The 22,897-nt window shown below is 72.3% G+C and carries 26 protein-coding genes; 14 read left to right on the top strand and 12 right to left on the bottom strand.

Annotated features, from left to right (window positions below):
• Both ABZU25_RS30920 and ABZU25_RS30915 read left to right on the top strand, forming a co-directional pair.
• On the top strand, positions 1 to 560 hold a 560-nt coding region (locus tag ABZU25_RS30920; protein WP_025620284.1), incomplete at its 5' end, for a sigma-70 family RNA polymerase sigma factor.
• Positions 561 to 805: 245 nt separating this feature from the next.
• On the top strand, positions 806 to 1,039 hold the full coding sequence (locus ABZU25_RS30915) for a hypothetical protein (protein ID WP_007456919.1): 234 nt from the start codon (positions 806 to 808) through the stop codon (positions 1,037 to 1,039).
• A 355-nt stretch (positions 1,040 to 1,394) separates the two neighbouring features.
• On the opposite strand, the gene ABZU25_RS30910 is transcribed toward ABZU25_RS30915, so the two are convergent.
• The 3 genes from ABZU25_RS30910 to ABZU25_RS30900 all read right to left on the bottom strand — a co-directional run bounded on the left by ABZU25_RS30910 (position 1,395) and on the right by ABZU25_RS30900 (position 4,218).
• Positions 1,395 to 3,128, bottom strand: coding sequence for a DEAD/DEAH box helicase (locus ABZU25_RS30910; protein WP_355032872.1), 1,734 nt, complete (start codon positions 3,126 to 3,128; stop codon positions 1,395 to 1,397).
• Between the two features lie 168 nt (positions 3,129 to 3,296).
• On the bottom strand, positions 3,297 to 3,959 hold the full coding sequence (locus ABZU25_RS30905; protein WP_355032871.1) for a trimeric intracellular cation channel family protein: 663 nt from the start codon (positions 3,957 to 3,959) through the stop codon (positions 3,297 to 3,299).
• A 40-nt stretch (positions 3,960 to 3,999) separates the two neighbouring features.
• The gene (locus ABZU25_RS30900) at positions 4,000 to 4,218 is read right to left on the bottom strand and encodes a DUF3039 domain-containing protein (protein ID WP_007456912.1); all 219 of its coding nucleotides are present in this window, start codon (positions 4,216 to 4,218) and stop codon (positions 4,000 to 4,002) included.
• 88 nt (positions 4,219 to 4,306) lie between these two features.
• On the opposite strand from ABZU25_RS30900, the gene ABZU25_RS30895 reads away from it, so the two are divergent.
• Both ABZU25_RS30895 and ABZU25_RS30890 read left to right on the top strand, forming a co-directional pair.
• Positions 4,307 to 5,242 (top strand): pseudouridine-5'-phosphate glycosidase, encoded by a 936-nt coding sequence (locus tag ABZU25_RS30895; RefSeq protein WP_355032870.1) that lies wholly within the window; start codon positions 4,307 to 4,309, stop codon positions 5,240 to 5,242.
• Positions 5,239 to 6,138 (top strand): PfkB family carbohydrate kinase, encoded by a 900-nt coding sequence (locus tag ABZU25_RS30890; RefSeq protein WP_355032869.1) that lies wholly within the window; start codon positions 5,239 to 5,241, stop codon positions 6,136 to 6,138. Before ABZU25_RS30895 ends, ABZU25_RS30890 begins: the two co-directional genes overlap by 4 nt.
• A gap of 27 nt (positions 6,139 to 6,165) precedes the next feature.
• Here ABZU25_RS30890 and ABZU25_RS30885 read toward each other — a convergent pair whose 3' ends face one another.
• A complete protein-coding gene (locus ABZU25_RS30885; RefSeq protein ID WP_355032868.1) occupies positions 6,166 to 6,525 on the bottom strand; it encodes a DUF3099 domain-containing protein in 360 nt (119 codons plus the stop codon).
• A gap of 104 nt (positions 6,526 to 6,629) precedes the next feature.
• Here ABZU25_RS30885 and ABZU25_RS30880 point away from each other — a divergent pair, with 104 nt between their 5' ends.
• Together ABZU25_RS30880 and ABZU25_RS30875 are read left to right on the top strand one after the other, a co-directional pair.
• Positions 6,630 to 6,929 carry a hypothetical protein gene (locus ABZU25_RS30880; RefSeq protein ID WP_355032867.1) on the top strand — a complete coding sequence of 100 codons (300 nt, stop codon included), beginning with the start codon at positions 6,630 to 6,632 and terminating at the stop codon, positions 6,927 to 6,929.
• A gap of 2 nt (positions 6,930 to 6,931) precedes the next feature.
• Entirely contained in the window at positions 6,932 to 7,243 is a 312-nt protein-coding gene (locus tag ABZU25_RS30875; protein WP_355032875.1) for a hypothetical protein, read from the top strand.
• Between the two features lie 9 nt (positions 7,244 to 7,252).
• Here ABZU25_RS30875 and ABZU25_RS30870 read toward each other — a convergent pair whose 3' ends face one another.
• On the bottom strand, positions 7,253 to 7,843 hold the full coding sequence (locus tag ABZU25_RS30870; RefSeq protein WP_355032874.1) for an HhH-GPD-type base excision DNA repair protein: 591 nt from the start codon (positions 7,841 to 7,843) through the stop codon (positions 7,253 to 7,255).
• 95 nt (positions 7,844 to 7,938) lie between these two features.
• On the opposite strand from ABZU25_RS30870, the gene ABZU25_RS30865 reads away from it, so the two are divergent.
• Together ABZU25_RS30865 and dtd are read left to right on the top strand one after the other, a co-directional pair.
• The gene (locus tag ABZU25_RS30865; protein WP_355032866.1) at positions 7,939 to 9,423 is read left to right on the top strand and encodes a methyltransferase; all 1,485 of its coding nucleotides are present in this window, start codon (positions 7,939 to 7,941) and stop codon (positions 9,421 to 9,423) included.
• Complete coding sequence (gene dtd / locus ABZU25_RS30860) at positions 9,423 to 9,845, top strand: D-aminoacyl-tRNA deacylase (RefSeq protein WP_355032865.1); 423 nt, start codon at positions 9,423 to 9,425, stop codon at positions 9,843 to 9,845. The genes ABZU25_RS30865 and dtd overlap by 1 nt, the downstream gene beginning before the upstream one ends.
• A gap of 105 nt (positions 9,846 to 9,950) precedes the next feature.
• Here the strand turns inward: dtd and ABZU25_RS30855 are convergent, their stop codons facing one another.
• Positions 9,951 to 10,739 carry a sporulation protein gene (locus ABZU25_RS30855; RefSeq protein WP_355032864.1) on the bottom strand — a complete coding sequence of 263 codons (789 nt, stop codon included), beginning with the start codon at positions 10,737 to 10,739 and terminating at the stop codon, positions 9,951 to 9,953.
• Between the two features lie 241 nt (positions 10,740 to 10,980).
• Between ABZU25_RS30855 and sigB the strand changes: the two genes are divergently transcribed.
• Together sigB and ABZU25_RS30845 are read left to right on the top strand one after the other, a co-directional pair.
• Positions 10,981 to 11,985, top strand: a complete 1,005-nt coding sequence (sigB, locus tag ABZU25_RS30850; RefSeq protein WP_355032873.1) for an RNA polymerase sigma factor SigB — start codon at positions 10,981 to 10,983, stop codon at positions 11,983 to 11,985.
• A 101-nt stretch (positions 11,986 to 12,086) separates the two neighbouring features.
• Positions 12,087 to 12,494: a VOC family protein gene (locus tag ABZU25_RS30845; protein WP_355032863.1), complete on the top strand. Its 408-nt coding sequence runs from the start codon at positions 12,087 to 12,089 to the stop codon at positions 12,492 to 12,494.
• Positions 12,495 to 12,504: 10 nt separating this feature from the next.
• On the opposite strand, the gene ABZU25_RS30840 is transcribed toward ABZU25_RS30845, so the two are convergent.
• From ABZU25_RS30840 to ABZU25_RS30830, 3 genes are read right to left on the bottom strand one after another with little or no spacing between them, the layout of a single operon-like run.
• Positions 12,505 to 15,060 (bottom strand): GNAT family N-acetyltransferase, encoded by a 2,556-nt coding sequence (locus ABZU25_RS30840; protein ID WP_355032862.1) that lies wholly within the window; start codon positions 15,058 to 15,060, stop codon positions 12,505 to 12,507.
• 24 nt (positions 15,061 to 15,084) lie between these two features.
• On the bottom strand, positions 15,085 to 16,266 hold the full coding sequence (locus ABZU25_RS30835) for an acetoin utilization protein AcuC (RefSeq protein ID WP_355032861.1): 1,182 nt from the start codon (positions 16,264 to 16,266) through the stop codon (positions 15,085 to 15,087).
• Between the two features lie 48 nt (positions 16,267 to 16,314).
• A complete protein-coding gene (locus tag ABZU25_RS30830; protein WP_355032860.1) occupies positions 16,315 to 17,175 on the bottom strand; it encodes a sulfurtransferase in 861 nt (286 codons plus the stop codon).
• A gap of 174 nt (positions 17,176 to 17,349) precedes the next feature.
• Here ABZU25_RS30830 and ABZU25_RS30825 point away from each other — a divergent pair, with 174 nt between their 5' ends.
• The gene (locus ABZU25_RS30825; RefSeq protein ID WP_355032859.1) at positions 17,350 to 18,039 is read left to right on the top strand and encodes a metal-dependent transcriptional regulator; all 690 of its coding nucleotides are present in this window, start codon (positions 17,350 to 17,352) and stop codon (positions 18,037 to 18,039) included.
• A 19-nt stretch (positions 18,040 to 18,058) separates the two neighbouring features.
• Here ABZU25_RS30825 and ABZU25_RS30820 read toward each other — a convergent pair whose 3' ends face one another.
• Together ABZU25_RS30820 and ABZU25_RS30815 are read right to left on the bottom strand one after the other, a co-directional pair.
• On the bottom strand, positions 18,059 to 18,607 hold the full coding sequence (locus ABZU25_RS30820) for a hypothetical protein (protein WP_355032858.1): 549 nt from the start codon (positions 18,605 to 18,607) through the stop codon (positions 18,059 to 18,061).
• A 98-nt stretch (positions 18,608 to 18,705) separates the two neighbouring features.
• On the bottom strand, positions 18,706 to 18,960 hold the full coding sequence (locus ABZU25_RS30815) for a DUF5522 domain-containing protein (protein ID WP_355032857.1): 255 nt from the start codon (positions 18,958 to 18,960) through the stop codon (positions 18,706 to 18,708).
• Between the two features lie 159 nt (positions 18,961 to 19,119).
• Between ABZU25_RS30815 and ABZU25_RS30810 the strand changes: the two genes are divergently transcribed.
• Both ABZU25_RS30810 and ABZU25_RS30805 read left to right on the top strand, forming a co-directional pair.
• The gene (locus ABZU25_RS30810) at positions 19,120 to 19,683 is read left to right on the top strand and encodes a dihydrofolate reductase family protein (RefSeq protein ID WP_355032856.1); all 564 of its coding nucleotides are present in this window, start codon (positions 19,120 to 19,122) and stop codon (positions 19,681 to 19,683) included.
• Positions 19,684 to 19,730: 47 nt separating this feature from the next.
• Entirely contained in the window at positions 19,731 to 20,672 is a 942-nt protein-coding gene (locus tag ABZU25_RS30805) for a MerR family transcriptional regulator (protein WP_355032855.1), read from the top strand.
• A gap of 34 nt (positions 20,673 to 20,706) precedes the next feature.
• Here the strand turns inward: ABZU25_RS30805 and ABZU25_RS30800 are convergent, their stop codons facing one another.
• A complete protein-coding gene (locus tag ABZU25_RS30800) occupies positions 20,707 to 21,642 on the bottom strand; it encodes a DUF2332 domain-containing protein (protein ID WP_355032854.1) in 936 nt (311 codons plus the stop codon).
• Between the two features lie 137 nt (positions 21,643 to 21,779).
• Between ABZU25_RS30800 and ABZU25_RS30795 the strand changes: the two genes are divergently transcribed.
• A complete protein-coding gene (locus ABZU25_RS30795) occupies positions 21,780 to 22,892 on the top strand; it encodes an FAD-dependent monooxygenase (protein ID WP_355032853.1) in 1,113 nt (370 codons plus the stop codon).
• Positions 22,893 to 22,897 lie beyond the last annotated feature (5 nt).

Raw genomic sequence — 22,897 nt, 5'->3', positions numbered from 1 at the left:
TCTCCACGTACGCCACCTGGTGGATCCGGCAGGCGATCACCCGCGCGATGGCCGACCAGGCCCGCACCATCCGCATCCCGGTGCACATGGTCGAGGTCATCAACAAGCTCGGCCGCATACAGCGCGAGCTGCTCCAGGATCTGGGTCGCGAGCCCACTCCGGAGGAGCTGGCCAAGGAGATGGACATCACACCCGAGAAGGTGCTGGAGATCCAGCAGTACGCTCGGGAGCCCATCTCTCTGGATCAGACCATCGGTGACGAGGGCGACAGCCAGCTCGGTGACTTCATCGAGGATTCCGAGGCTGTGGTCGCGGTCGACGCGGTCTCGTTCTCGCTCCTGCAGGACCAGCTCCAGCAGGTGCTGCAGACGCTCTCCGAGCGTGAGGCGGGTGTGGTACGCCTGCGCTTCGGCCTGACCGACGGCCAGCCACGGACGCTGGACGAGATCGGCCAGGTCTACGGGGTGACCCGGGAGCGGATCCGGCAGATCGAGTCCAAGACGATGTCCAAGCTGCGTCACCCGTCCCGGTCGCAGGTCCTCCGGGATTACCTGGACTGAGCGGGTTTCGTCAACCGAACGTGTCGTTTTGATCACCTGGTGTGCAACGCCAGATGGTGATCGTCTGGATGTACGAATGTGATCGTTGACGTGGCACCCTGGGTGCACGGCACACTGTCCCTGCCAGGTGTGACCTCGGTCCCCCGCGGGCACACAGGGAAGGCACTGCCTAGTAAGGGTGTTGCACGATAGGTGAGCAACGACCGAAGAGATTGTTCATCGGTGACGACCAGAGGAGGAAGGCGATGAACTCGACCCTCACGCCGCCGCCCGAGACGGTGGCGCCCCCAGCCGCCGATGAACGGTGCGACCGCTGCAATGCTGCCGGCAAGCTCCGGATCACCCTGGTGGGTGGGAGCGAGCTGGTGTTCTGCGGGCACCACGCGAACAAGTACGCGGAGGATCTCGTGAAGATCACCGAGCGGTTCGCAACGGAGCCCGATTTCAGCTGGCGTGGCGCCGATCTGATGGCGAACTAAATCCGCAAACCGACATAGCCGACCGGAGACACCCCGAGGGTGTCTCCGGTCGGCTTTTTCCTGTCCAAACGCCCCACGCCAAACGCCCCACGCTCCCTGCCCCGCAAGCCCGCCCTGCACCTACCGCCAGCCCGGTGCCGACCCCGGGTGCACGCGCCGCCTGAGGTTCGCCAAGATCCGCGCAACTTCGGTGATGTTGCTGCCTCAGACGCCGGCGAGGCAGCAACATCCCTGAAACTGCGCGGAGCGCCCGCGTCCCGCGTCCCGCGTCAAGGCGCGATCTTGGCGCATTGCAGGCGACTTGGCGGTCGCGGTGGCCCGGGGCCAACGGCGTGTGCCGGTGCGGCTCGCGAGGTCAGAGGGTCTGGACGGTGGCGATGCGTTCCTCGAGCTGCTCGATGGTGGCCTGGGCACTCGGTGGGCCACCGCAGAGTCGGCGCAGCTCGGCATGGATCTTGCCGTGCGGCTGGCCGGTGCGGTGGTGTCGGGCAGCCACCAGAGCGTTCAGTTGGCGCCTGAGCGCCACGCGACGCTGGGCGGCGCTCATGGGTGCCGGTGGTGCCGCGGTGGGCGCAGCGGCCGGCTGAGCGGCCGCGTCGGCGGTACGGCGGCGTTGGGCGGCAAGTTGGGAGGCCTGCCGCTTGGTCAGCAGCAGGGAAACCTGGTCGGCGGTGAGTAGGCCGGGCAGGCCGAGGTATTCCTCTTCTTCGGGGGTGCCGGCCTGGGCCGCGGTGCCGAACGACGCGCCGTCGAAGATCACCTGGTCCAGCTCGGCGGTGGCCGACAGCGCGGCGAACCGCTTCTCCAGCTCGCCGCTGGCCTGGTCGTCGCGCTGCGCCCGTTCCAGCAGGTCGTCGTCGAAGCCGTCGGATTCCTTGGGTTTGCCGAGCACGTGGTCCCGCTCGGTCTCCATCTCGCTGGCCAGGCCGAGCAGGTGCGGCACGCTGGGCAGGAACACCGAGGCGGTCTCCCCGGGCCGGCGGGCCCGGACGAATCGCCCGATCGCCTGGGCGAAGTAGAGCGGCGTGCTGGCGCTGGTGGCGTAGACCCCGACCGCGAGCCGGGGGATGTCCACCCCCTCGGACACCATCCGCACCGCCACCAGCCAGCGCTGGTCAGACGCCCCGAACGTCGCGATCCGGGCGGACGCGCCCTGGTCGTCGGAGAGCACCACGGCGGCCTTCTCGCCGGTCACCTGCTCGATCAACTTGGCGTACGAGCGGGCGGTCTGCTGGTCGGTGGCGATGATCAGACCACCGGCGTCGGCCATCCCCGCCTTGCGGAGCACGGTGAGTCGGGCGTCGGCGGCCCGCAGCACCTGCGGCATCCAGTCCCCGGCCGGGTCCAGGGCGGTACGCCAGGCCTGCGCCACCAGATCCTGCGTCATGGGCTCGCCGAGGCGGGCGGCCAACTCCTCCCCCGCGTTGGTCCGCCACCGGGTCTCTCCCGAGTACGCCAGGAAGAGCACCGGCCGGACCACGCCGTCGCGCAGCGCGTCGGAGTAGCCGTACACGGAGTCGGCGCGGGAGCGCAGCAGCCCGTCCCCGCCCCGCTCGTAGCTGACGAAGGGGATCGGGTTGTCGTCGGAGCGGAACGGTGTCCCGGTGAGCATCAGCCGGCGTACGGCGGGTTCGAAGGCGTTCTTCACGCCGTCGCCCCAGGACCGGGAGTCGCCCGCGTGGTGGATCTCGTCGAGGATGACCAGGGTGCGCCGGGTCATCGTGCGTCGGCGGTGCACCTGCGGGGCCATGCCGACCTGGGCGTAGGTGACCACCGCGCCGTGGAAGTCGGCCGCGGAGTGCAGGTCGGCGTTGCGGAAGGCGGCGTCGAGTTGGATGCCCACCCGGGCCGCGGCGTCGGACCACTGGTTCTTCAGGTGCTCGGTCGGGGCGACCACGGTGACCGCCTCGATGGTGCCGTCGGCGAGCAACTCGGCCGCGATCCGCAGGGCGAAGGTGGTCTTGCCGGCGCCTGGCGTGGCGACCGCAGTGAAGTCGTCGGTACGCCGACGCAGGTATTCCACAAGGGCCTTACGCTGCCAGGCGCGTAGTGCCGGGAACGTCTCGAGCACCGGCGTCCGGGCTGCCACGCGAAGCTCCTCTCCGACCGCACGATGGCGGACCCCGGGCGAGGGCCACGAGTCCCGCCGCCCATGAAAACGCCTCCGCGCAGTAGCTGCCGCGAAGGCCGACTCAGCATAACCAGCGCGGGCCCCACGGCCCAGGCGACGCCACGCCTGTCACATCCGCCGACCCGTTCACCACTGCCGGTCGGTACGCGGATCCGCCCCACCGGTGCGCGGCGGGCGCAGCGTCGCCACCGGGGCGGACCAGCGTCGACGCAGGGCGATCAGGCGCAGCCCGAAGACCAGGACGGCGGCGGCGGTGAGCGGCGCGGGTCCGGTCTGCCCGGTGACGTACAGCAGCGCCACGGTGACCGAGCCGGCCAGCGCGGCCAGCGCGTAGATCTCCCGGCGCAGTACGACGGGAATCTCGGCGGTGAGCAGGTCGCGGGCGAGCCCGCCGCCGATCGCGGTGAGCATGCCGATGAGGCAGGCGCCGACGGCCGGCACCCGGGCGTCGAGCGCCTTGAGCGTGCCGGTGACGGTGAACAGCGCGAGGCCCGCCGCGTCCAGCACCAGCACTGTGGTGCGCAGTCGGGCCAGTTGTGGGTGCAGCCAGAAGACGGCGAGCGCGGTGATCGCGGCGGTGGCCACGTACCGCCAGTCGGCGAAGGCCAGCGGCGGCACCTCGTCGATGACCAGGTCCCGGAAGATCCCACCGCCGAGGGCGGCCACGAACCCGACGAACGCGACGCCGAACAGGTCCAGCCGTTTGGCCACCGCCGCCGAAGCCCCGGAGGCGGCGAACACCGCGACGCCGGTCAGGTCGGCGAGGAGCAGGGCGGTGGAGGTGGTCACCGCCGCAGGCTACGTCGCCGGCCGGGACGCCAGCCGAGGTTCACTCGCGGTACGAGTCGTAGATCTCCTTGCACTTGGGGCAGACCGGCGAACCCGGCTTGGCCGCCTTGGTGACCGGGAACGTCTCGCCGCAGAGCGCGACGACGAAGGTGCCCATGACGGCACTCTCGGCGATCTTCTCCTTGCGGACGTAGTGGAACATCTCGGGACCGGTGTCGGCGTCCTTCAGTTCTGGACGCTCGAGAACCTCTGTGCTCACGTCTGCACCTCCAACCGTCAAGTTTGGCAGGTCATCACGGCCGGGTCCACCTGAGGCCGACCGCAGCCCGACCCCGTACGGTGCCCGGGTGACTGACTTTCACCTCAGCTACGGCACCGAGGTCACCGAAGCCCTGCGCGACGGCCGGCCCGTCGTCGCACTGGAGAGCACCATCGTCTCGCACGGGCTCCCCCGGCCGGAGAACCTGCGGGTGGCCAGGGAAATCGAGCGGGCGGTCCGGGACGCCGGGGCCGTTCCCGCGACGATCGGCATGATCGGCGGCAAGCTGGTGGTCGGCCTGGACGACGCGCAGCTGACCCGGCTGGCCACGGTCGACGGAGTGACAAAACTCTCCGTCCGCGATCTCGCGGTGGCGGCGGCGACCGGCGTCGACGGCGCCACCACGGTTGCCGCGACCAGCGCCGTGGCCGCCGCGGCCGGAATCGGGGTGTTCGCCACCGGCGGGTTGGGCGGGGTGCACCGGGAGGCCACGCACACCTTCGACGAGTCGGCCGATCTGGTCACCCTGGCCCAGACCCCGATCGTGGTGGTCTGCGCCGGCGTCAAGTCGATCCTCGACGTGGGCGCGACGTTGGAGCGCCTGGAGACCCTCGGGGTCGCCGTGCTCGGTTACCGCACCCGCCGGTTCCCCGGTTTCTATCGCACCGACGCCGGCTTCGACCTGGACTGGTCGGTGGACTCGCCGGAGCAGGTCGCCGACGTACTCGCCGCCCGGGACGCGCACGCGCTGCACACCGCCGGCCTGCTCGTCGCCAACCCGCTGCCGGTCGACGAGCAGCTCGACCCGGAGCTGCACGACCGGACGCTCGCCGACGGTCTGGCCCTGCTGGAGCGGAACGGGATCACCGGAAAGGCCGTCACCCCGTACCTGCTGGCGCACTTCCACTCGGCCACCGACGGCGCGAGCCTCACCGTCAACGTCCGGATCATTCTGCGCAACGCGGACCTGGCCGCGCGGATCGCGGTGGCCGTGGCGGCCCGCGACACCGCCGCCGCGGTATGACCCGACCGGCCCGGGTGGTCGTCGTCGGGGACGTGATCACCGATGTGGTCGCCGTGCTGTCCGGGCCGCTCGCGGCCGGCTCGGACACCGGAGCCGCGATCAGTGTCGGCGGCGGCGGTCAGGCGGCCAACACCGCCGCGTGGGTCGCCGCGCAGCGGGTCGACGTCACGCTCGTCTGTGCCGTCGGTGACGACGACGCCGGGCGGGACCGGGTGGCCGAGTTGGAGCGGGCGGGTGTCGACTGCGCGATCGAGCGGGTCGAGGACGTGCCGACCGGCACGGTGATCGTGTTGGCCACCGACGACGAGCGCACCATGGTCAGCCAGCGGGGCGCGAACGTGCGGCTGAGCGTCGCGCACGTCGAGCGGGCCCTCGCGGCGGTGCCCGACGCCGGGCATCTGCACCTGTCCGCGTACACCCTGCTGGACGCCGGGTCGCGCGACGCCGGGCTGCGGGCGTTGGCCGCCGCCCGCGAGCGTGGGCTCACCACAAGCGTCGACGCGGCCTCCGCGGCGCCGCTGCGGCGGGTGGGCGCGGCGGCGTTCCTGAGTTGGGTACGCGATGTCGACCTGCTGCTTGTCAACGCGGACGAGGCCACGGTGCTGGCCGGCGGACTGGACCCGGCGGCGCAGGGGCGGGCGCTGTCGGCGACGGCCTGGCGGGTGGTGGTGAAGCGCGGCGCGGCCGGCGCGGTCTGGGTCGACCGCAGCGCGGCGGTCTGGGTGGCTCCGGCCCGGCGGGTGGCGGTGCGGGACGTCACGGGGGCGGGCGACGCCTTCGCGGCCGGCCTGCTCACCGCCTGGCTCGCCGGCGCCACCCCGACCGTGGCGCTGAACCGCGCCACCGACCTGGGGGCGCTGGCCGTCTCCACCGTCGGCGCACGGCCACAGCCGTGACCGGTCGGACCCCGGCCTGCCCGCGGGTCAGGGTTCGGCGTCGATGACCTTGTGCGGGCGCTCCTCGGCGGTGAGGCTCATCGGCGGGGTGTCGTCCTGGTGCCGAGGGTGGAACCGGTTGGCCAGCCGGTGCTCCTCCTTGGGCGGCCGGTCGTTGGCCAGCAGCACGGCCAGCCAGGGGATGAGCACCATGCCGAGGGCGCACAGCGGCAGCCACAGCCAGAGCAGTGGGGCGTTCGCACCGACCAGGATCGCGCCGACGATGATGCACAACACCCGGATGCCCATCATCAGGACATAACGGCGCTGGCGACTGGTGAGCTGATCGTCCTGGCTGCGCGAGGCGTCGGTGATCAGAAGCGGCTGGTAGGCCTGACGCTTCACCATGGACCTCCTCGAGGGGATTACGCCTCATCCTGTCACCGCAGGGCCGTGATCAGCGAAATTCGACTCATCCCATTACGTGTTACGCCCGTGGTACGCTCCGCGACGTGGGCAGCAGGTTCAGCTTCACCGACGAGGCGTTGGCCAACCTGAGGGTCTACGACGTCACGCCCGGGGAAGTCTGGGAGGCGCTGCACAGCGCCCGACGGGTCATCCGCCACCTGGGCGACGACGTCATGGTGGTCTACGCCGCCGCCCGTCGGGGCCGCCGGCTGGCGGTGCTGCTCGCCGAGGCCGATGGCACCGACAACGACTGGGACATCCTCTCCGCGCGCGAGTTGAGCGACGTCGAGTCCAAGCGCTACGACGAGGCCGTGCGGAGATCTCGGGAGATGAGGAGGCCGTGACGATGCACCGTGACGACGCGACCAAGCAGTTCCACAACGGCGGCGACCGGCTCGCCGAGCTGATCGACGAGAGCCCGGCGGTGGATCTCCCCACCCCCGACACCGACGTGCCGATGGTGAGCCGATCGGTCCGGCTGCCGCTGGAGACCTATGAGCGGGTGCGGGCCGCCGCCGACGCCCGGGGCATCGGGGTTACCACGCTGATGCGCCAGTGGATCGAGGCCGGTCTGGCCGACCTGGACGATTCGGCGACCGTCTCGCTGGCCGACGTCCGGCGCGCGCTGGCCTCGCTGGCGCACCCCACCGCCGCCTGACCGAACGGGTCAGCTGCCGGTGGCCTTCGCCTTGGCGGCCGCCTTCACCTGCTGCTTGAACTCCCGCACCCGACGCAGCGAGTCGGCGTCGGTGACGTCGGCCACCGACCGGTACGCGCCCGGGTCGCCGTAGTCTCCGGCCGCCTTCCGCCAGTCCTGCGGGGTGACCCCGAAGCGCTTGCCGAGCAGGGCCACGAAGATCTGCGCCTTCTGCCTGCCGAAGCCGGGCAGCGCGGAGACCCGGCGCAGCAGCTCCGGCCCGTCGGCGACCCCCGACCAGAGCAGCGCCGCGTCACCGTCGTAGCGCTCCACCAACACCTGGCAGACCTCCTGCACCCGGGCCGCCATCGCCTTTGGGAACCGGTGCAGCGCGGGCGGCTGGGCGAAGAGCGCGACCAGTGCCTCCGGGTCGTACCCGGCCAGCTCCGCCGCGTCCAGCTCATGGCCGAGCCGCTGCGCCAGCACGTACGGCGAGGAGAACGCCTTCTCCATCGGAATTTGTTGATCAAGGACCATGCCGAGGAGCAGCGCCAGCGGGCTGCGCTCCAGCAGCCGGTTGGCCTCCGGGTCGATGGGCAGCACAAGCGTCATGCGGACCATCCTGCCTGGCGCGCTGATCCGGGCGGACACCGACGCTCCGACACCAACCGGCGGGTGACGCTGACCCGGGACGCAACGGGGGGCAGGATGTCGGGGTGGACGAACACGACATGCTGCTCTCCCCCGCCGGCGTCGACGCGCTGCGCACCGCGCTGACCCGGACCGGTTTCACCAGCCAGGGCATCGCCCAGCGGCTGGGCGCCCAGGCGACCACCGCGGTCGCCCGCAACGACTACCGGGCGGCGCTGCGCGCCACCGGGGACGGCGACCCGCTCGGCACCCTGATCCGGGTGTTCATCTGCGACCAGACCGAGTCGGAGGCCGCGGTGGCCGCCGCGCTGGCACCGCTGAGCCTGGCGGAGGCGCTGGCCGGCGGGCTGGTCGAGCGCTACGGCGACGGCCTGCGTGCCGGCGTCGACCTGGAGCCGTACGGCGAGGACTGGTGGGTGCTCGCCGACGTGTCGGCGAGTGCCCGCCCGGGTCGCCCGCTGCACGCCGAGCACGTCCTCGGCATCGGCGGGGCCACCCAGACCCTGATCGGCGCGACCATGCGCCGTCCGGTCGAGACCGCACTGGACCTGGGCACCGGCTCCGGCGTCCAGGCCCTGCACCTGGCCACCCACGCCAGCTCGGTGACCGCCACCGACCTCTCCGAGCGGGCGCTGCGGTTCGCCGCGACCACCGCCGCCCTCAACGGTCAGGACTGGGAGCTGCTCCGCGGCGACCTGGTCGCCCCCGTGGCCGGTCGACGGTTCGACCTGGTGGTGAGCAACCCGCCGTTCGTTGTCGGCCCGGGCACCACCACGCACGTCTACCGCGACTCGGGTCGGGTCGGTGACGCGATCGGCGCCGAGCTGGCCGCCGCCGCCCCGGGCCTGCTCACCGAGGGCGGCACCATGCAGTACCTGGCGAACTGGGTGCACGTCGCCGGCGAGGAGTGGGACGAGCGGGTGGCCGGCTGGTTCGCCGGGTCCGGCCTGGACGCCTGGGTGATCCAGCGCGAGGTGGCCGACCCGATGGCGTACGTCGACCTGTGGCTCACCGACGTCGGCGAGACCCCCGACCCGCAGCGGATGGCCGTCTGGCTGGACTGGTTCGACGCGCACAAGGTGGAGGGGATCGGCTTCGGCATCGTGTCACTGCGCCGAAGCGGGCACGCCGACCCGGTGGTCCGGGTGGAGGACCTGCGCCAGCGGGTGCAGCCACCGCTGGGCGACCACATCGCCGCCTGGTTCGACCGCCAGGACTTTCTCCGGGTACGCGACACCGAGGCGTTGCTCGCCGAGCGCTACCGGGCCGCCGAGGGCCTCCAGCTGCGGCAGGAGGCAACAATGGGTGACGAGGGCTGGGCGGTGGACCGGCAGGTCCTGGCGATGCCGCACGGCCTGCGCTGGACCGAGGAGATCGACCCGCTGGTGCTGGCGCTGGTCGGTGGCGCCGACGGCCGGCTGCCGCTGCGTGACCAGCTCGCCCTGCTCGCCGCCGCGCACGACGTCGAGCCCGACGAGATGGCCGAGGCCGCCGGCCCGATCGTGGCGCACCTGGTGGAGCGCGGCTTCGTCGAGCCGGTGACCGCCTGATGCGGGCGGTGGTGCAGACCGTCGGGCGGGCCAGCGTGACAGTGGACGGCGAGGTGGTCGGCGCGATCGAGAACGGACTGCTGGTGCTGCTCGGAGTGACCCACAGCGACACCGCGGAGACCGCCCTGACGATGGCCCGCAAGGTGCATGAGTTGCGCATCCTGGACGACGAGCGGTCCGCCGCCGACACCGGCGCGCCGATCCTGGTGGTCAGCCAGTTCACCCTTTATGGCGACGCGCGCAAGGGCCGTCGTCCAAGCTGGACGGCAGCCGCCCCCGCCGAGGTGGCCGAACCACTGGTGACCGCCGTCGTCGACGCGCTGCGCCAGCGCAACGCCCCGGTGGAAACCGGCCGCTTCCGCGCCCACATGCTTGTGGAAAGCACAAACATCGGCCCCCGAACCCTCCTCCTGGACCTCTAACCCCCACCCATCCCAGTGGTGATCAAGAGGTTGGCGTCAAAATTCGGCCTCTCCATGACGCCAACCTCTTGATCACCGGGGAGGGTGGGAGGGGGTGGGGTGGGGTTAGGAGAAGAGGCCTCGGCGGGACAGGGACTGGCGGAGCCAGTTGTCGAGTTCGGCGGTCCAGTCGGTGCGGTCGGCGGTGGCGTGGTCGACGGTGAACCGGCCGAAGGCGTCCCGCCCCTCGCTGAAGACACCGCCGCGCTTGTCGACCTCCAGCACCACCTGCATCTGCTGCGCGTCGGCGATGAAGGTGACCTCCAACTGGTTGATCGAGCGGGCGTACTGCGGCGCGGGGCTGAACTCGATCTCCTGGTAGAACGGCAACGTCTGTCGTACGCCGTAGATGTGCCCACGCTCCACATCGGCACGGGCGAACCGGAAACCCAGTCGCAGCAACGCGTCCAGTAGTCGTTCCTGGGCGGGCAGCGGGTGCACCGACACCGCGTCCAGGTCGCCCTTGTCCACCGCGCGGGCAACCTCCAGCTCGGTACGCAGCCCCATCGTCATGCCGTGCAGGTGCTGCCCGTACAGCTCGGTGACCGGTGTCTCCCACGGCACGTCGAAGCGGAACGGGATGTCGTGGCGCTGCCCCGGCTCCAGCCGGAACGCGCCGGTGACCTGCTGGCGGTGGAACTCCTGGGTGGTGTCGTAGTCGTTGTCGCCGCTCTCGACCTCGACCCGGGTGACCAGGCCCAGGGCAACGTGGTCGATGTCGACCTGGTGGTCACCGCCGACCACCTGGATGCGGCCCTCCAACTGCCCGCCCGGGCGGCAGTTCGGGTTGGCAAGCACCGTCTCCACCGACGGGCCACCGACCCCCATCGCCTTCATGAGCCGCTTGAAGACCACGCCGTCCTCCAACTGTGTCAGTGCCGGCCGAGGTGGCCGACCGTCCGCAACGTAGCTGTGGCGGGCAAGCACAGACCGGGACGACACTCCGCACAAACGATCCGACCAATTCCTGTCGGGTGCCCGATCGCCTCACTCCCGTTTTACGCCCTGCCCGCCAAGCTGTGTCTCACACCGGCACCACTGGGCCGGAGACACGGCACAGACGTGGAAACGGGGAGAGACAGAGATGGTCCTGCAGATGACGGAACACCGGATGCGCCCGGCCACCACGACCGACACCGACGGGACCTCCGAGGTCCTCGCCGACCTGGACGCCACCGACGAGCGTGGCATCTCCACCGACCTGGTCCGGGCGTACCTCAACGGGATCGGCCGGACGAAGCTGTTGACCGCCGCGCAGGAGGTCGATCTGGCCCGGCGGATCGAGGCCGGCCTGTTCGCGGACGAGAAGCTGGCCACCTGCACCCCGGTCTCCGAGGAGTTGCGGGCCGACCTGGAAGTCGTCGTCGCGGAGGGCCGGGCGGCCAAGGACCATCTGCTGGAGGCGAACCTGCGGCTGGTGGTCAGCATCGCCAAGCGCTACACCGGACGCGGCATGGCGTTTCTCGACCTGATCCAGGAGGGCAACCTCGGCCTGATCCGGGCGGTGGAGAAGTTCGACTACGCCAAGGGCTACAAGTTCTCCACGTACGCCACCTGGTGGATCCGGCAGGCGATCACCCGCGCGATGGCCGACCAGGCCCGCACCATCCGCATCCCGGTGCACATGGTCGAGCAGGTCAACCGGATGGTCCGGGCCCGCCGCGAGCTGGCGGTGACGCTGGGCCGCGAACCGACAGTCGCCGAGGTCGCCCGCGCCCTGGAAATCCCCGAGATCCAGGTCATCGAGCTGATCTCCTACGACCGGGAGCCGGTCAGCCTGGACCAGGCCGTCGGCGACGACGGGGAGAGCGCGCTCGGCGACTTCGTGGCCTCGGTGGATCCGCGCACCGAGCCGGCCGACGCCGCCGCCCAGGGCGAGCTGCGCAACGAGGTCAGCATCGTGCTGGCCACCCTGTCCCAGCGGGAGCAGGCGGTCATCCGGTTGCGGTTCGGTCTGGACGATGGCCGGCAGCGCACGCTCGACGAGGTCGGCCGGGAGTTCGGCCTGTCCCGGGAGCGGATCCGGCAGATCGAGAAGGTGACGCTGCTGAAGTTGCGCGCCCCGGAGCGGGCGCAGCGCCTGGAGGCGTACGCCTGCTGACGCACCCGGTTCCCACGGAAGGCCCTGGCGGTTCGCCGGGGCCTTCCGTGCTGTAGTGGTGCTGCGTGCTGTGATCGGTGACGACAACGAGGAGAGCGACAATGAACTGGACGTTGGAAGTGGTGATCGTGCCGGTCTCCGACCTGGACCGGGCGAAGGCGTTCTACGCCGGCCAGCTCGGCTTCAATGTCGATCACGACACGGTGATCAACGACGAGGCGCGGATCATCCAGCTGACCCCGCCCGGCTCCGGCTGTTCGATAGTGATCGGCAAGGGCGTGGTCCCGGACATGCCACCGGGCTCACTCAAGGGCCTGCAACTGGTGGTGCCCGACCTGGAGCGGGCTCGCGAGGAGCTGATCGAGCGGGGTGTGGACGTCAGCGAGATTCAGGTGGTGGGTCAGAACCCCCGGCCGGTGCCGGACCCGCTGGACAACGTCGGCTTCGTCTTCTTCACCGACCCGGACGGCAACTCGTGGGGCGTCCAACAGATTTCCAGCCGGCCCTGACCGGGCACCCTCAGAGGCGGCGGGGGCCGGTGTCCGGGCGGGCAGCCACGCCGCCCACCTGGACCTGGGCGTGCAGGACCGCGATGCCGTCCGGACGGGCGAGCACCGGGTTGAGGGTCAGCGACCGTACGCGAGGCTGTTCGTCGGCGAGCTGGCCCACCCGCAGCAACAGGTCGGCCAGGGCCGTCCGGTCGACCGGGGCGGCACCCCGGTGCCCGCGCAGCAGCGGCGCCGCCCGGGGCTCGTCGACCAGCTCGGCCGCGTCGGTGTCGGTCAGCGGCACCGCCCGCCAGGCCCGGTCGCCCAGCAGTTCGGTGGCGACCCCACCGAGACCGAAGCCGACCACCGGCCCGAACGCCGGATCCTCCACCAGCTCCACCACGCAGGCCACCCCGGGCGGGACCATCGGCTGGACCAGCGCGTCCGCGCCGAAGGCCGTGGCCAGCTCGGCGTACGCCCGGCGGAGCGCCGGCTCGTCGGGCACGGCGAGCCGGACCGCGCCGAGGTCGAGCCGGTGCCGCAGCCCGGGGGCAGCCGCCTTGAGCGCCACCGGGTAGCCCAGCAGTGCCGCCGCGCCGACCGCCGCGCCGACCGAGTCGACGGGCACCGACGCCACCACGTCGATCCCGTACGCGGCCAGCAGCGCACCGGAGTCGGTGGTGTCGGCACGGAACGCGGCCTGCGCGGCGACCCGATCGATGCCGGGCAACTCGGGCACCACCCCGGGCGGGCGGCGTAGCCACTCGGCGTACCGGTGCACCCGGGCGAGAGCCCGCACCGCCTCCTCCACTCCCCCGTACGCAGGCACGCCCGGCGGCAGCCGCCCGACCAGAAACGTCGCCACTGTCGGCTTGCCCAGCGCGAGGGCCGCCGGCAGGGCGGCGGTCACGTCGGCGTCCACATCGGTCCGCTGGCCGGGCAGCGGCGGGGCGAAGACCACCACCAGGGCGTCCACCTGGTCGTCGCGGGCCGTGTCGGCGAGAGCGGCGGCGAACTCGGCGGCACCGGCGCTCGGCCCGACGTCGCGGGGATAACCGTCGGCAACCGTCAGGCCCTGCCCGACGCACGCGGTGGCGGCCAGGCCGGTCAGGGCCGAGGAGTTGCCCACCACACCGACCCGGCCGCCGACCGGCAACGGCTGGTTGGCCAGCAGTACACCCACGTCGAGCAGCTCCGGCACGGTGTCCACCCGGATCACCCCGGACTGGGCGAAGAGCGCGGCCACCGCCACCTCGTCCGGCCCGGCGGTGTCACCGACCCCCACCGGGCGGGCCGGCGAGGCGAGCGCGACGACCGGTTTGGCCCGGCCGATCCGCCGGGCCAGTCGGGCGAACTTGCGCGGGTTCCCGAAGGTCTCCAGGTACAACATGATCACGTCGGTGCCGGGATCGTCCTGCCAGAACTGCAGAAGGTCGTTGCCGGAGACGTCGGCCCGGTTGCCGGCCGAGACGAAGCTGGACAGCCCGAGGCCACGCCGGTCCGCCTCGGCGAGCAGCGCCACCCCGAACGCTCCGGACTGGCTGAAGATGCCCACCCGGCCCGCCGGCGGCAGTGCCGGGGCGAGGGTGGCGTTGAGGCGTACCGTCGGGTCGGTGTTGGCCACGCCGAGACAGTTCGGGCCGACCACCCGCATGCCCGCGGCGTGCGCCGCGCGGACCAGCGCCCGCTGCGTGGCAGCGCCCTCGGCCCCGGCCTCGGCGAAGCCCGCCGAGATGACCACCAGACCGTGCACCCCCGCGGCGGCGGCGTCGGCGACCACCGCGGTCGCCGCCTCCGGCGGGACCGCCACCACCGCCAGGTCCACCGGCGTGCCGGCGTCGACCGCCGACGGGTACGCGGGCAGGCCCGCCACTGTCGACGCGCTCGGATGCACAGGCACCACCGCGCCGGTGAAACCGCCGTCCCGCAGATGCCCGAGCACCGCCGCGCCGACGCCCTGGCCGGTGGCGCTGGCACCGTAGACGGCGATGCCACGTGGGGCGAGCAGCCGGGCGATCGAACGGGCCTCGGTGCGGTGCTCCCGGCCACGCTGCACCTCCAGCGTGGCCTCGGTGGGCGCGATCGGGAAGCTCAGGTGCACCACACCGTCGGCGTACTCGCGCTGGACCTGGTAACCGAAGTCGGCGAACACCCGCAACATCGTCCCGTTGGTCGGCAGCACCTCGGCGACGAAGCTCATGATGTCGTTGCGGCGGGCGGTGTCGGCCAGGTGCTCCATCAGCACCGAACCGATGCCCCGGCCCTGGTAGGCGTCCTCCACCACGAAGGCCACCTCCGCGTCCGGCGCCTGCGGGCCGAGCCGCTCGTACCGGCCGACCGCGACGATCCGGTCGGCGGCCAGCACCACGAACGCCTCCCGGTCGTGGTGGTCGACGCTGACGAACCGGATCAGGTCCCGTTCCGGGATACGCGGGTACGGCGAAAAATACCGGAGGTAACGGGTGCGCTCGGAGAACCGGCTGTGCATCGCCACGATGCCCGGCGCGTCAGCCGGCTCGATCGGACGCAACTGGACGGTGCTGCCGTCGCTGAGCAGCACGTCCACCGGCTGGCCCACTGTCGTCACCGGCGCAGTCCTCCCCCGCCCGGCTCAGTCCCGCGGATCGTGCGGATCGAGCCCGAGCAGCGGAAAGACCGCCTTGCGGGTGGCCACGATCGCCCGGTCCACCGCGTTCGGCTCGCCGGTCGGCTGCCACGGCTCGTACGACGGGTCCGCGTCGTCGGTCATCCGCAGCGGCACCTCCCGGCCCAGACGGCGGGAGGCGACCAGCTCCCGCCAGGCCGGCGGGGTGAGCGTGGCCGGGTCGATGGGGTCACCGGTGGCCACGGCCAGCAGGTGACTCCAGGCCCGGGGCACCACCTCGACCAGCGCGTACCCGCCGCCGCCGGTGGCCACCCAACGGCCGTCGCACAGCTCGTCGGCGAGTGCCCGCATCGCCAGGTAGGTGGCCCGCTGCCCGTCCACTGTGAGGTTGAGGTCGGCGAGCGGATCCAGTCGGTGCCCGTCGGCGCCGCACTGGGTGACAAGCACCTGCGGTCGGAACGCACGCAGCACCGACGGCACGATCGCGTGGAACGCCCGCTGCCAGCCGGTGTCGTCGACACCCGGCGGCAACGGCATGTTGACAGCGGTGCCCTGCGCGCCCGGCCCACCCGTCTCGTCCGGGAAACCCGTGCCCGGGAAGAGCGCCAGCGGGGTCTCGTGCACGCTGACAGTGAGCACCCGGGGGTCGTTCCAGAAGATCTGCTGCACACCGTCGCCGTGGTGCACGTCGACGTCCACGTACGCGATCCGCTCCGCGCCCAGGTCGAGCAGGCGGGCGATGGCCACCGCGGGGTCGTTGTAGACACAGAAGCCGGACGCGCGGGCGGGCATCGCGTGGTGCAGGCCGCCTGCGACGTTCACCGCTCGCCGGGCGTCGCCGCGCCAGACCGCCTCGGCTGCGGCCACCGTCGCACCGGCGATCAACGCGCTGGACTCGTGCATCCCCTCGAAGATCGGGTTGTCGGACGTGCCCAGCCCGTACCCGGCGAAGAGCGGATCGCGGGGCGCGGCCCGCACCGCGGCCAGGTAGGCCGGGTCGTGCACCCGGGTGAGCAGGGCGTCGGCGGCGGGCTCCGGCTTGACCATGCGCACCCCGGGCCGATCCAGGATGCCCAGCTCGCGGGCCAGTGCGACGGTCAGCTCCACCCGAACCGGGTCGAGCGGATGGTCACCCATGTCGTAGGCGAGCAGCGACTCGTCCCACACCACCACCGTGTCGTCGGACATGAGCCCATCGTCGCACGAGGATCGTCGCCGACCCACCGCACGCGCTGGTCAGTGCCCAGATGTCGGCCCGGGGGCGACCGGGCGCGTCGGGTCGGCCACCCAGTTGCTCCACGATCCAACGTAGAGAGCCGCGTCCGTGCGACCGGCCAGGTGCAGCGCGAGCACCGCCTGCGCGGCGGTCACCCCGGAGCCGCAGTACGCCCCGACGGCCCGCGCGCCGGTCACCCCGGCGGCGGCGAACCGTTCACTCAGCGCGTCGGCGGCCAGGAAGCGTCCGTCCGGGCCGACATACTCTCCGGCGGGCAGGTTCGCCGCTCCCGGCACGTGCCCGGCGACCGGGTCGATCGGCTCGACCTCGCCCCGGTAGCGAGGCGCCGCCCGCACGTCGAGCAGCACCGCGTCGTCCGCGGCGGCCAGTTCGGCGGCCTGTCCCGCGTCGAGCACCGGAAGATCGCCGGGGCGGACCACGACATCGCCGGGCGTCGGGGCGGGCGCGTCGGTGCAGACGGGCCGGCCGGCGGCGACCCAGGCCGGGTAGCCACCGTGCAGCAGGCGCACCGGTCGGTGCCCCGCCCAGCGCAGCGTCCACCAGGCCCGTGCGGCGGCCAGGCCGTCGCCGCCGTCGTACACCACCACTGGGTGATTGGCGCGGACGCCGGCGGCCCGCAGCGCGGCCTGCAACGCGGCCGGGTCGGGCAGCGGGTGCCGGCCGCCGGCGCCGGGCGGCCCGCAGAGCGCGGTGTCCAGGTCGACGAAGACCGCGCCGGGCAGGTGGCCGGCGCGGTAGTCGTCACGGCCGGGTGGGCCGACGAGCCGCCAGCGAACGTCGAGCAGGGTGGGCGGATCGGCCTGGTCAAGCTCGGCGGCGAGCCGATCGGCCTCGACCAGCGGCTCCTGGGTACCGGACATGGCGACCATCCAACACCATTCGCGTCGACGGCACGCGGTTCGGCGTCGGCCGCCGGCCACCGCCCGAGGTACCATCGTGCACCGGAGGGCCGCTGACGTTATGAAGTCTCACGACCTGGTCGACACCACTGATCGCGAAGCTACCTTCGCTGCCTTCGGAAAAAGGGGGCGAAAGTGAAAAGCCATGATTTGGTGGACACGACCGAAATGTACCTGCGCACCATCCTCGAACTGGAAGAGGAAGGTGTGCCGCCGCTGCGCGCCCGGATCGCCGAACGGCTGCAACAGAGCGGCCCCACCGTGAGCCAGACCGTCGCCCGGATGGAGCGCGACGGCCTCCTCACCGTCGAGGGCGACCGACACCTGACACTCACCGTGCAGGGCCGAGGCAGTGCCGTGTCGGTGATGCGCAAGCACCGCCTCGCCGAGCTGCTGCTTGTCAACGTCATCGGGATGCCCTACGAGGAGGCCCACGAGGAGGCCTGCCGCTGGGAGCACGTGATGAGCGACGCGGTCGAGAAGCGGGTGTACGACCTGCTCAACCGGCCGACCCGCTCCCCGTACGGCAACCCGATCCCGGGGCTACAGGAGCTGGGCTCGCCGGCGGCGGAGGCCACCGAGGCCGTCGAGGGCGAGCGCAACCTGGCCTTCCCCGGCCTCTCCGGGCCGGTCGTGGTGCGCCGGATCTGCGAGAGCGTGCAGAAGGACGCCGACGTGCTGCGTCAACTGCACGCCGCCGGTGTCGACCCGGGCGCCACGGTGACCGTGGCGCAGGAGCGCGACGGGGTGTCGATCGACCGGTCGGGCGACCGGGTGCGACTGCCCCGCGAGGTCGCCTCCCGGGTCTTCGTCGCCGCCAACTGACCAACCGGCCACCCGGGCGTCACAGCGCCCGGGTGTCCACCTTCTTGGCCAGTGCGGCCAGGTCCCCGGTCACCTTCTCCGCCGCCGTGCGTTCGCTGCCGCGCGCACCGGTCCAGCTCAACGTGGCCAGCCGCCCGTCGGTGGCCAGCCAGCCCACCTCGGCGACCGGCCCGTGCCCGCTCGCCGCGGCGGTGGTTCGCCGGTACGCCTGCTGGCCCAACCCGGTGATCTTCGCCGCCTTGTCCGGCACCACGTCCGCGCCGAAGGTGGTCTTGTCGATCGTGGTCACGGACACACTCAGCGTCAGCTCCGGCAACGCCGCGCCTCCGGTGCGCACCACACAGGTGTGCGTGTCGCCCTGCTCGCTGGCCGCCGCCACGTCGAAGCGCACCTGCACCAACTCTTCGATCACCGCGAAGTCCAACAGCCGGCAGGCGCCGCCCGAGGAGGCCGCCGCCACGTCCACCGCGATCGGCACCGGCGGCGGCACCGCCACCGGCTCGGCCTCGGCGGCGCAGCCGCTCACCAGCAGCCCCGCCAGCCCTCCGACCACGATCCGCCCGCGCACGCTCCACCCTCTCGCCGACCGACGGCGGAAGGCGCCCGCCGGATGTCCGTCGGAAACCGTACGGGGTGTCGGTGTCGGGCGAAAGCCCTCGCTGACGCCTATCCGGACGGTGGATCGTCCACGTACGGGCAGTGTCGACAACCGCGCCCGCAGCAGGTGCCGCGCCGGGCCAGGAAACCGGCGCTGAGCACGAAGAGGCCCGTCGCCGGGTCGAGGTAGCCGGCTTCGCCGGCGGTCAGCGCTTCGGCGTGCCTGGCGAGGATCCGGGCCCGGTCGGGGTGCGCGGGCGACAGCCGGGACGGGTGCGGCTCGGTGAGCGGCCGATCGGCAAGGGGTCGTCGCTCTCCGGTCACCCGCAGCAGTCTAGGGACGACCTGCGGCTGCGGCTCAACCATGCCGGACCAACGCCGGTCTGCTCCCCGCTGCGGCGAATGCGGGACACGCCGCCGGTTTCGTCGTAGGGTCCGACGATGCTCGGGATCGATCGCTGTGACGAGCACTGAGGAGACGCGATGCGGAAGATCGTTGTGCAGATGAGTGTGTCGCTTGACGGGTTCTTCGAGGGCCCGGGTGGCGACATCGGCTGGCACCAGGTCGACGAGGAGCTGCACAGGCACTTCAACGACGTGATCGCCCCGATGGGCGGGTTCCTCAGCGGCCGCGTCAGCCACGAGCTGATGGCCGCGTACTGGCCGACCGCCGACCAGGACCCGACCGCCAGCGACCCGGAGCGCGAGTTCGCCAGCATCTGGCGGGACATGCCGAAGATCGTCTACTCCCGCACCCTCGAGCACGCCGACTGGAACGCCACTGTGATCCGCGAGGTGGATCCGGAGGAGGTACGGCGACTCAAGGCCGAGCCCGGCGGTGACCTGGCGCTCGGCGGGGCCGACCTGGCCGCCACCTTCGCCCGGCACGACCTCGTCGACGAGTACCGGATCTACGTCAACCCGGTGCTGCTCGGTCGGGGCCGCCGGCTCTTTCCCGACAGCGACGTCCCGACCGGCCTGCGGCTGGTGGAGAGCCGTGTCTTCGGCAACGGCGTGGTCCTGCTCCGCCACGAGCGGGCTCGCTGACGTCTGTCGCTTGAGTCTCCACCGGGGGGAGACAGCAGGGTGGGGGCATGAGCGGTGAAGCGCACCACACGATCGGCGACCTGGCCCGCCGTACCGGCCTGAGCGTCAAGACCATCAGGTACTACGCCGACACCGGAATCGTGCCGCCGACCGACCGGAGCCCGACCGGCTACCGCCTCTTCGACGCCGAGGCGGTGGCCCGGCTGGACCTGGTCCGGACGCTGCGCGACCTGGGCCTGGACCTGGCCACCATCCGCCGGGTGGTGGACCGCGAGGTGCCCCTGCCCGAGGTGGCCGCCGCGCACGCCGAGGCGCTGGCGGTGCAGATCCGGGTGCTGCGGCTGCGTCAGGCGGTGCTCACCGTGGCGGCGCGCCGCGGATCGGGCCCGGCCGAGGTGGACGACCTGCGCCGGCTGGCCCAGCTCACCGCGCGTGAGCGGGGGCACCTGGTGGGCGCCTTCCTGGCGACTGTCTTCGAGGACCCGGACGACAAGCACCCGTACCGGGGCGTCCTCGTCTCGATGACCCCGGAGCTGCCCGACGACCCGAGCACCGAGCAGGTGCAGGCGTGGCTGGAGCTGGCCGGGTTGTGCCGGGAGCCCACCTTCCAGGCGTCCATGCGGCGGATGGTCCGACAGCACGCCGCCGATCACGACGTGCCCGGGTTGCCCCGCCCGGATGCCGTCGCGGTGGTCCGGGACGGGGTGGCCGACGCCCTGGCCGCCGGTCTCGATCCGGCCGGCCCCGAGGCCGAGCCGGTGGTTGCGGCGGTCACCGCCCGGTACGCGCGCCTGCACGACCTCCCCGACGACGCCGACCTGCGCCGCCGCCTCCTGGACCGGCTGACAGTGGCGAACGATCCCCGCCGGGACCGCTACCTCGACCTGCTGTCGGTGATCAACGGTTGGTCGGGCGGCGGCGCGGTCGCGCCGGCGGTGGACTGGTTCAGCCGAGCGCTGAGTGCCCGACTGCCGGAGGCGGCTCGCTGAGCTGTCGGTGCCGGCTGCCGAAGTCGCTCGGCGGTCAGGCGAACCAGCTCATCGCCTGACCGTGCCCCCGGGTCCAGGCCAGCGGCTCACCGTCCAGCGCGAGGACGTTGTGCAGCGCCTCGCTAAGCGGGTCGGGCAACCCGTCGTACGGCAGCACCTCCGGTGCCTCGTTCGCGATCCAGTGCCCCGGCAGCTCACGGACCAGCCGGACGAACGCCTCCCGGCGCGGCGGCGGCACCTGGTAGAGCACTGACGTGTGGAAGACCACAAGCGTCGCGCCGGCCGGCGCGCGGGCGGCCAGCGCCGGCAGGTCGTCCACCAGATCGCCGCGGACCAGCAGCGGAGGGTCGGCGGCGGCGACCCTCGCCGCGGCCCGCAGCCGGGTCCGCCGGTGCGCGTGCTCCGGCCAGATCAGGGCGTCCAACCAGGACACGTCGCCGGGATCGGTCACGTCGAGCGGGTTGAGGTCCAGGCCGGCCCGCCACACCACCCGGGGTACGCGGGCCGGCGGCACCAACCCGTCGGCGGCGCACTCGAGGACCGGCTCGCCGGAGCCGACCTCGTGCTCGCCGTAGCGGTACGCGTACCGGTCGGGGTAGAGGCACAGCCCGGCGGACGCGCCGACCTCCAGCAGGGCGAGGGGCTGCGGCAACGCGGCGAGCACCGGCAGCAGGACCGCGCACCGGCCGCTCTCGTTGGTCTGGGTGGCCCGGGTGCGCAGCTCCGCCTCGATGGCCGGCCAGTGCGTCACCACGTAGTCGTGGAACGCGACCGGGTCGTCGACCGGGCCGCCGAACCAGCGCACGACACCGAACAGCAGATTCGGTTGTCGTTTGCCGGGCGGGAGCGCGTCGAGCAGGGCCAGCAGGGCGTCGTCCTGGGCGATGGCCGTCGACAGACGCTCGTAGGTGGGCGACACCCCACGCGCCTCGCGGCTGCCGAACTCCGCGTACGCCTCAGCGGTCGTCATGCCCTCATCGTCGCAGCCCATTCCCCGGTAATTCAGCCCCCGTACCCGTGCGCTGACTCACCCGCCTTCTAGAGTGCTGCGGCGGCCGACCGTTGAGCAGCAGCTCAACCGGCCTGGGCGACGGGGAGGAACGTGTCGTGCGGGGTAACGATGTCCGGGTACTGATCGTCGGTGGCGGTGTCGCCGGGTTGGCGACGGTGGCTGCCCTGCGCGACTGGGGCGCGACGGTCGACGTGGTGGAGCGGGCCTCCGGGCCGACCGACTCCGGCGCCGGCATCTACCTCACCGGCAACGCGACCCGCATGCTCGACGTGCTCGGCCTGCGGGAACCGATCGCCGACGTGGCCGTGGAGATCACTCGACAGCGCAGCGCCAACCAGCGCGGTCGTCGCCTCTTCGACATCAACGTGGCCGCGCTGTGGCGGGGCGTCGGGCCGTGCGTGTCGTTGCCCCGGGCTCAGCTGCACCGGGCGCTGCTCGCCGGCGTCGGCGACGCCCCGATCCGCTGGGGTCGCCAGCCGGTCGCGCTGGCCGAGGAGGGCGACCAGGTCGCCGTCGAGTTCGACGACGACAGCACCGAACGGTACGACCTGGTGATCGGCGCGGACGGCGTGAACTCGACGGTCCGCCGGCTCGCCTTCGACGGTCAGGTGGTCCGTAGCCTCGGCCAGTACGCGTACCGCTGGGTGGCTCCCCGCATCGACGATGAGCCGGTCTGGTCGGTGCAGTTGGGGCGCGGGAGGCAGTTCCTGACGATCCCGATCAGCGCCGAGCAGACGTACTGCTACTACAACGACGGCCCGGTGGCCGACCGGCCGGGCTGGCGCGAGGAGCTACGGGCGACGTCCACCGAACCGGCCGCCACCATGCTCAAGGCCCTCGACTACGACGACAGCACCCTGCACGCCGGGCCGAACCAGGAGGTCGTGCTCGACTCCTGGTCCCGGGGGCCGGTGCTGCTGATCGGCGACGCCGCCCACGCCACCTCGCCGAACATGGCCCAGGGCGCGGCGATGGCCCTGGAGGACGCGTTCGTGCTCGCGTCGTCGTTGGCCACCGCCGACTCCCTTACCGAAGCCCTGCGCGGGTACGAGGCGCGGCGCCGCCCGCGTACCGACTGGGTCCTCGGCCAGACGCATCGCCGGGACAGGGCCACCGGGCTCCCGCCCGCGCTGCGCGACCTGGTGATGCGCCACCTCGGCGAGCAGATGTTCCGCTCGAACTACGGGCCCCTGTTCGCCCAGCCCTGACCGGT

The organism is Micromonospora sp. NPDC005215 (assembly GCF_040607915.1).
Classification (GTDB): domain Bacteria; phylum Actinomycetota; class Actinomycetes; order Mycobacteriales; family Micromonosporaceae; genus Micromonospora.
This window is presented reverse-complemented; position numbering and strand designations above follow the sequence as displayed.

Coding starts and splice junctions, on each gene's coding strand:
- ABZU25_RS30915 (WP_007456919.1), top strand. CDS start 806: ATGAACTCGACCCTCACGCCGCCGCCCGAGACGGTGGCGCCCCCAGCC.
- ABZU25_RS30890 (WP_355032869.1), top strand. CDS start 5,239: ATGACCCGACCGGCCCGGGTGGTCGTCGTCGGGGACGTGATCACCGAT.
- ABZU25_RS30885 (WP_355032868.1), bottom strand. CDS start 6,525: ATGGTGAAGCGTCAGGCCTACCAGCCGCTTCTGATCACCGACGCCTCG.
- ABZU25_RS30875 (WP_355032875.1), top strand. CDS start 6,932: ATGCACCGTGACGACGCGACCAAGCAGTTCCACAACGGCGGCGACCGG.
- ABZU25_RS30870 (WP_355032874.1), bottom strand. CDS start 7,843: ATGGTCCGCATGACGCTTGTGCTGCCCATCGACCCGGAGGCCAACCGG.
- dtd (WP_355032865.1), top strand. CDS start 9,423: ATGCGGGCGGTGGTGCAGACCGTCGGGCGGGCCAGCGTGACAGTGGAC.
- sigB (WP_355032873.1), top strand. CDS start 10,981: ATGACGGAACACCGGATGCGCCCGGCCACCACGACCGACACCGACGGG.
- ABZU25_RS30845 (WP_355032863.1), top strand. CDS start 12,087: ATGAACTGGACGTTGGAAGTGGTGATCGTGCCGGTCTCCGACCTGGAC.
- ABZU25_RS30835 (WP_355032861.1), bottom strand. CDS start 16,266: ATGTCCGACGACACGGTGGTGGTGTGGGACGAGTCGCTGCTCGCCTAC.
- ABZU25_RS30830 (WP_355032860.1), bottom strand. CDS start 17,175: ATGTCCGGTACCCAGGAGCCGCTGGTCGAGGCCGATCGGCTCGCCGCC.
- ABZU25_RS30810 (WP_355032856.1), top strand. CDS start 19,120: ATGCGGAAGATCGTTGTGCAGATGAGTGTGTCGCTTGACGGGTTCTTC.
- ABZU25_RS30805 (WP_355032855.1), top strand. CDS start 19,731: ATGAGCGGTGAAGCGCACCACACGATCGGCGACCTGGCCCGCCGTACC.
- ABZU25_RS30800 (WP_355032854.1), bottom strand. CDS start 21,642: ATGACGACCGCTGAGGCGTACGCGGAGTTCGGCAGCCGCGAGGCGCGT.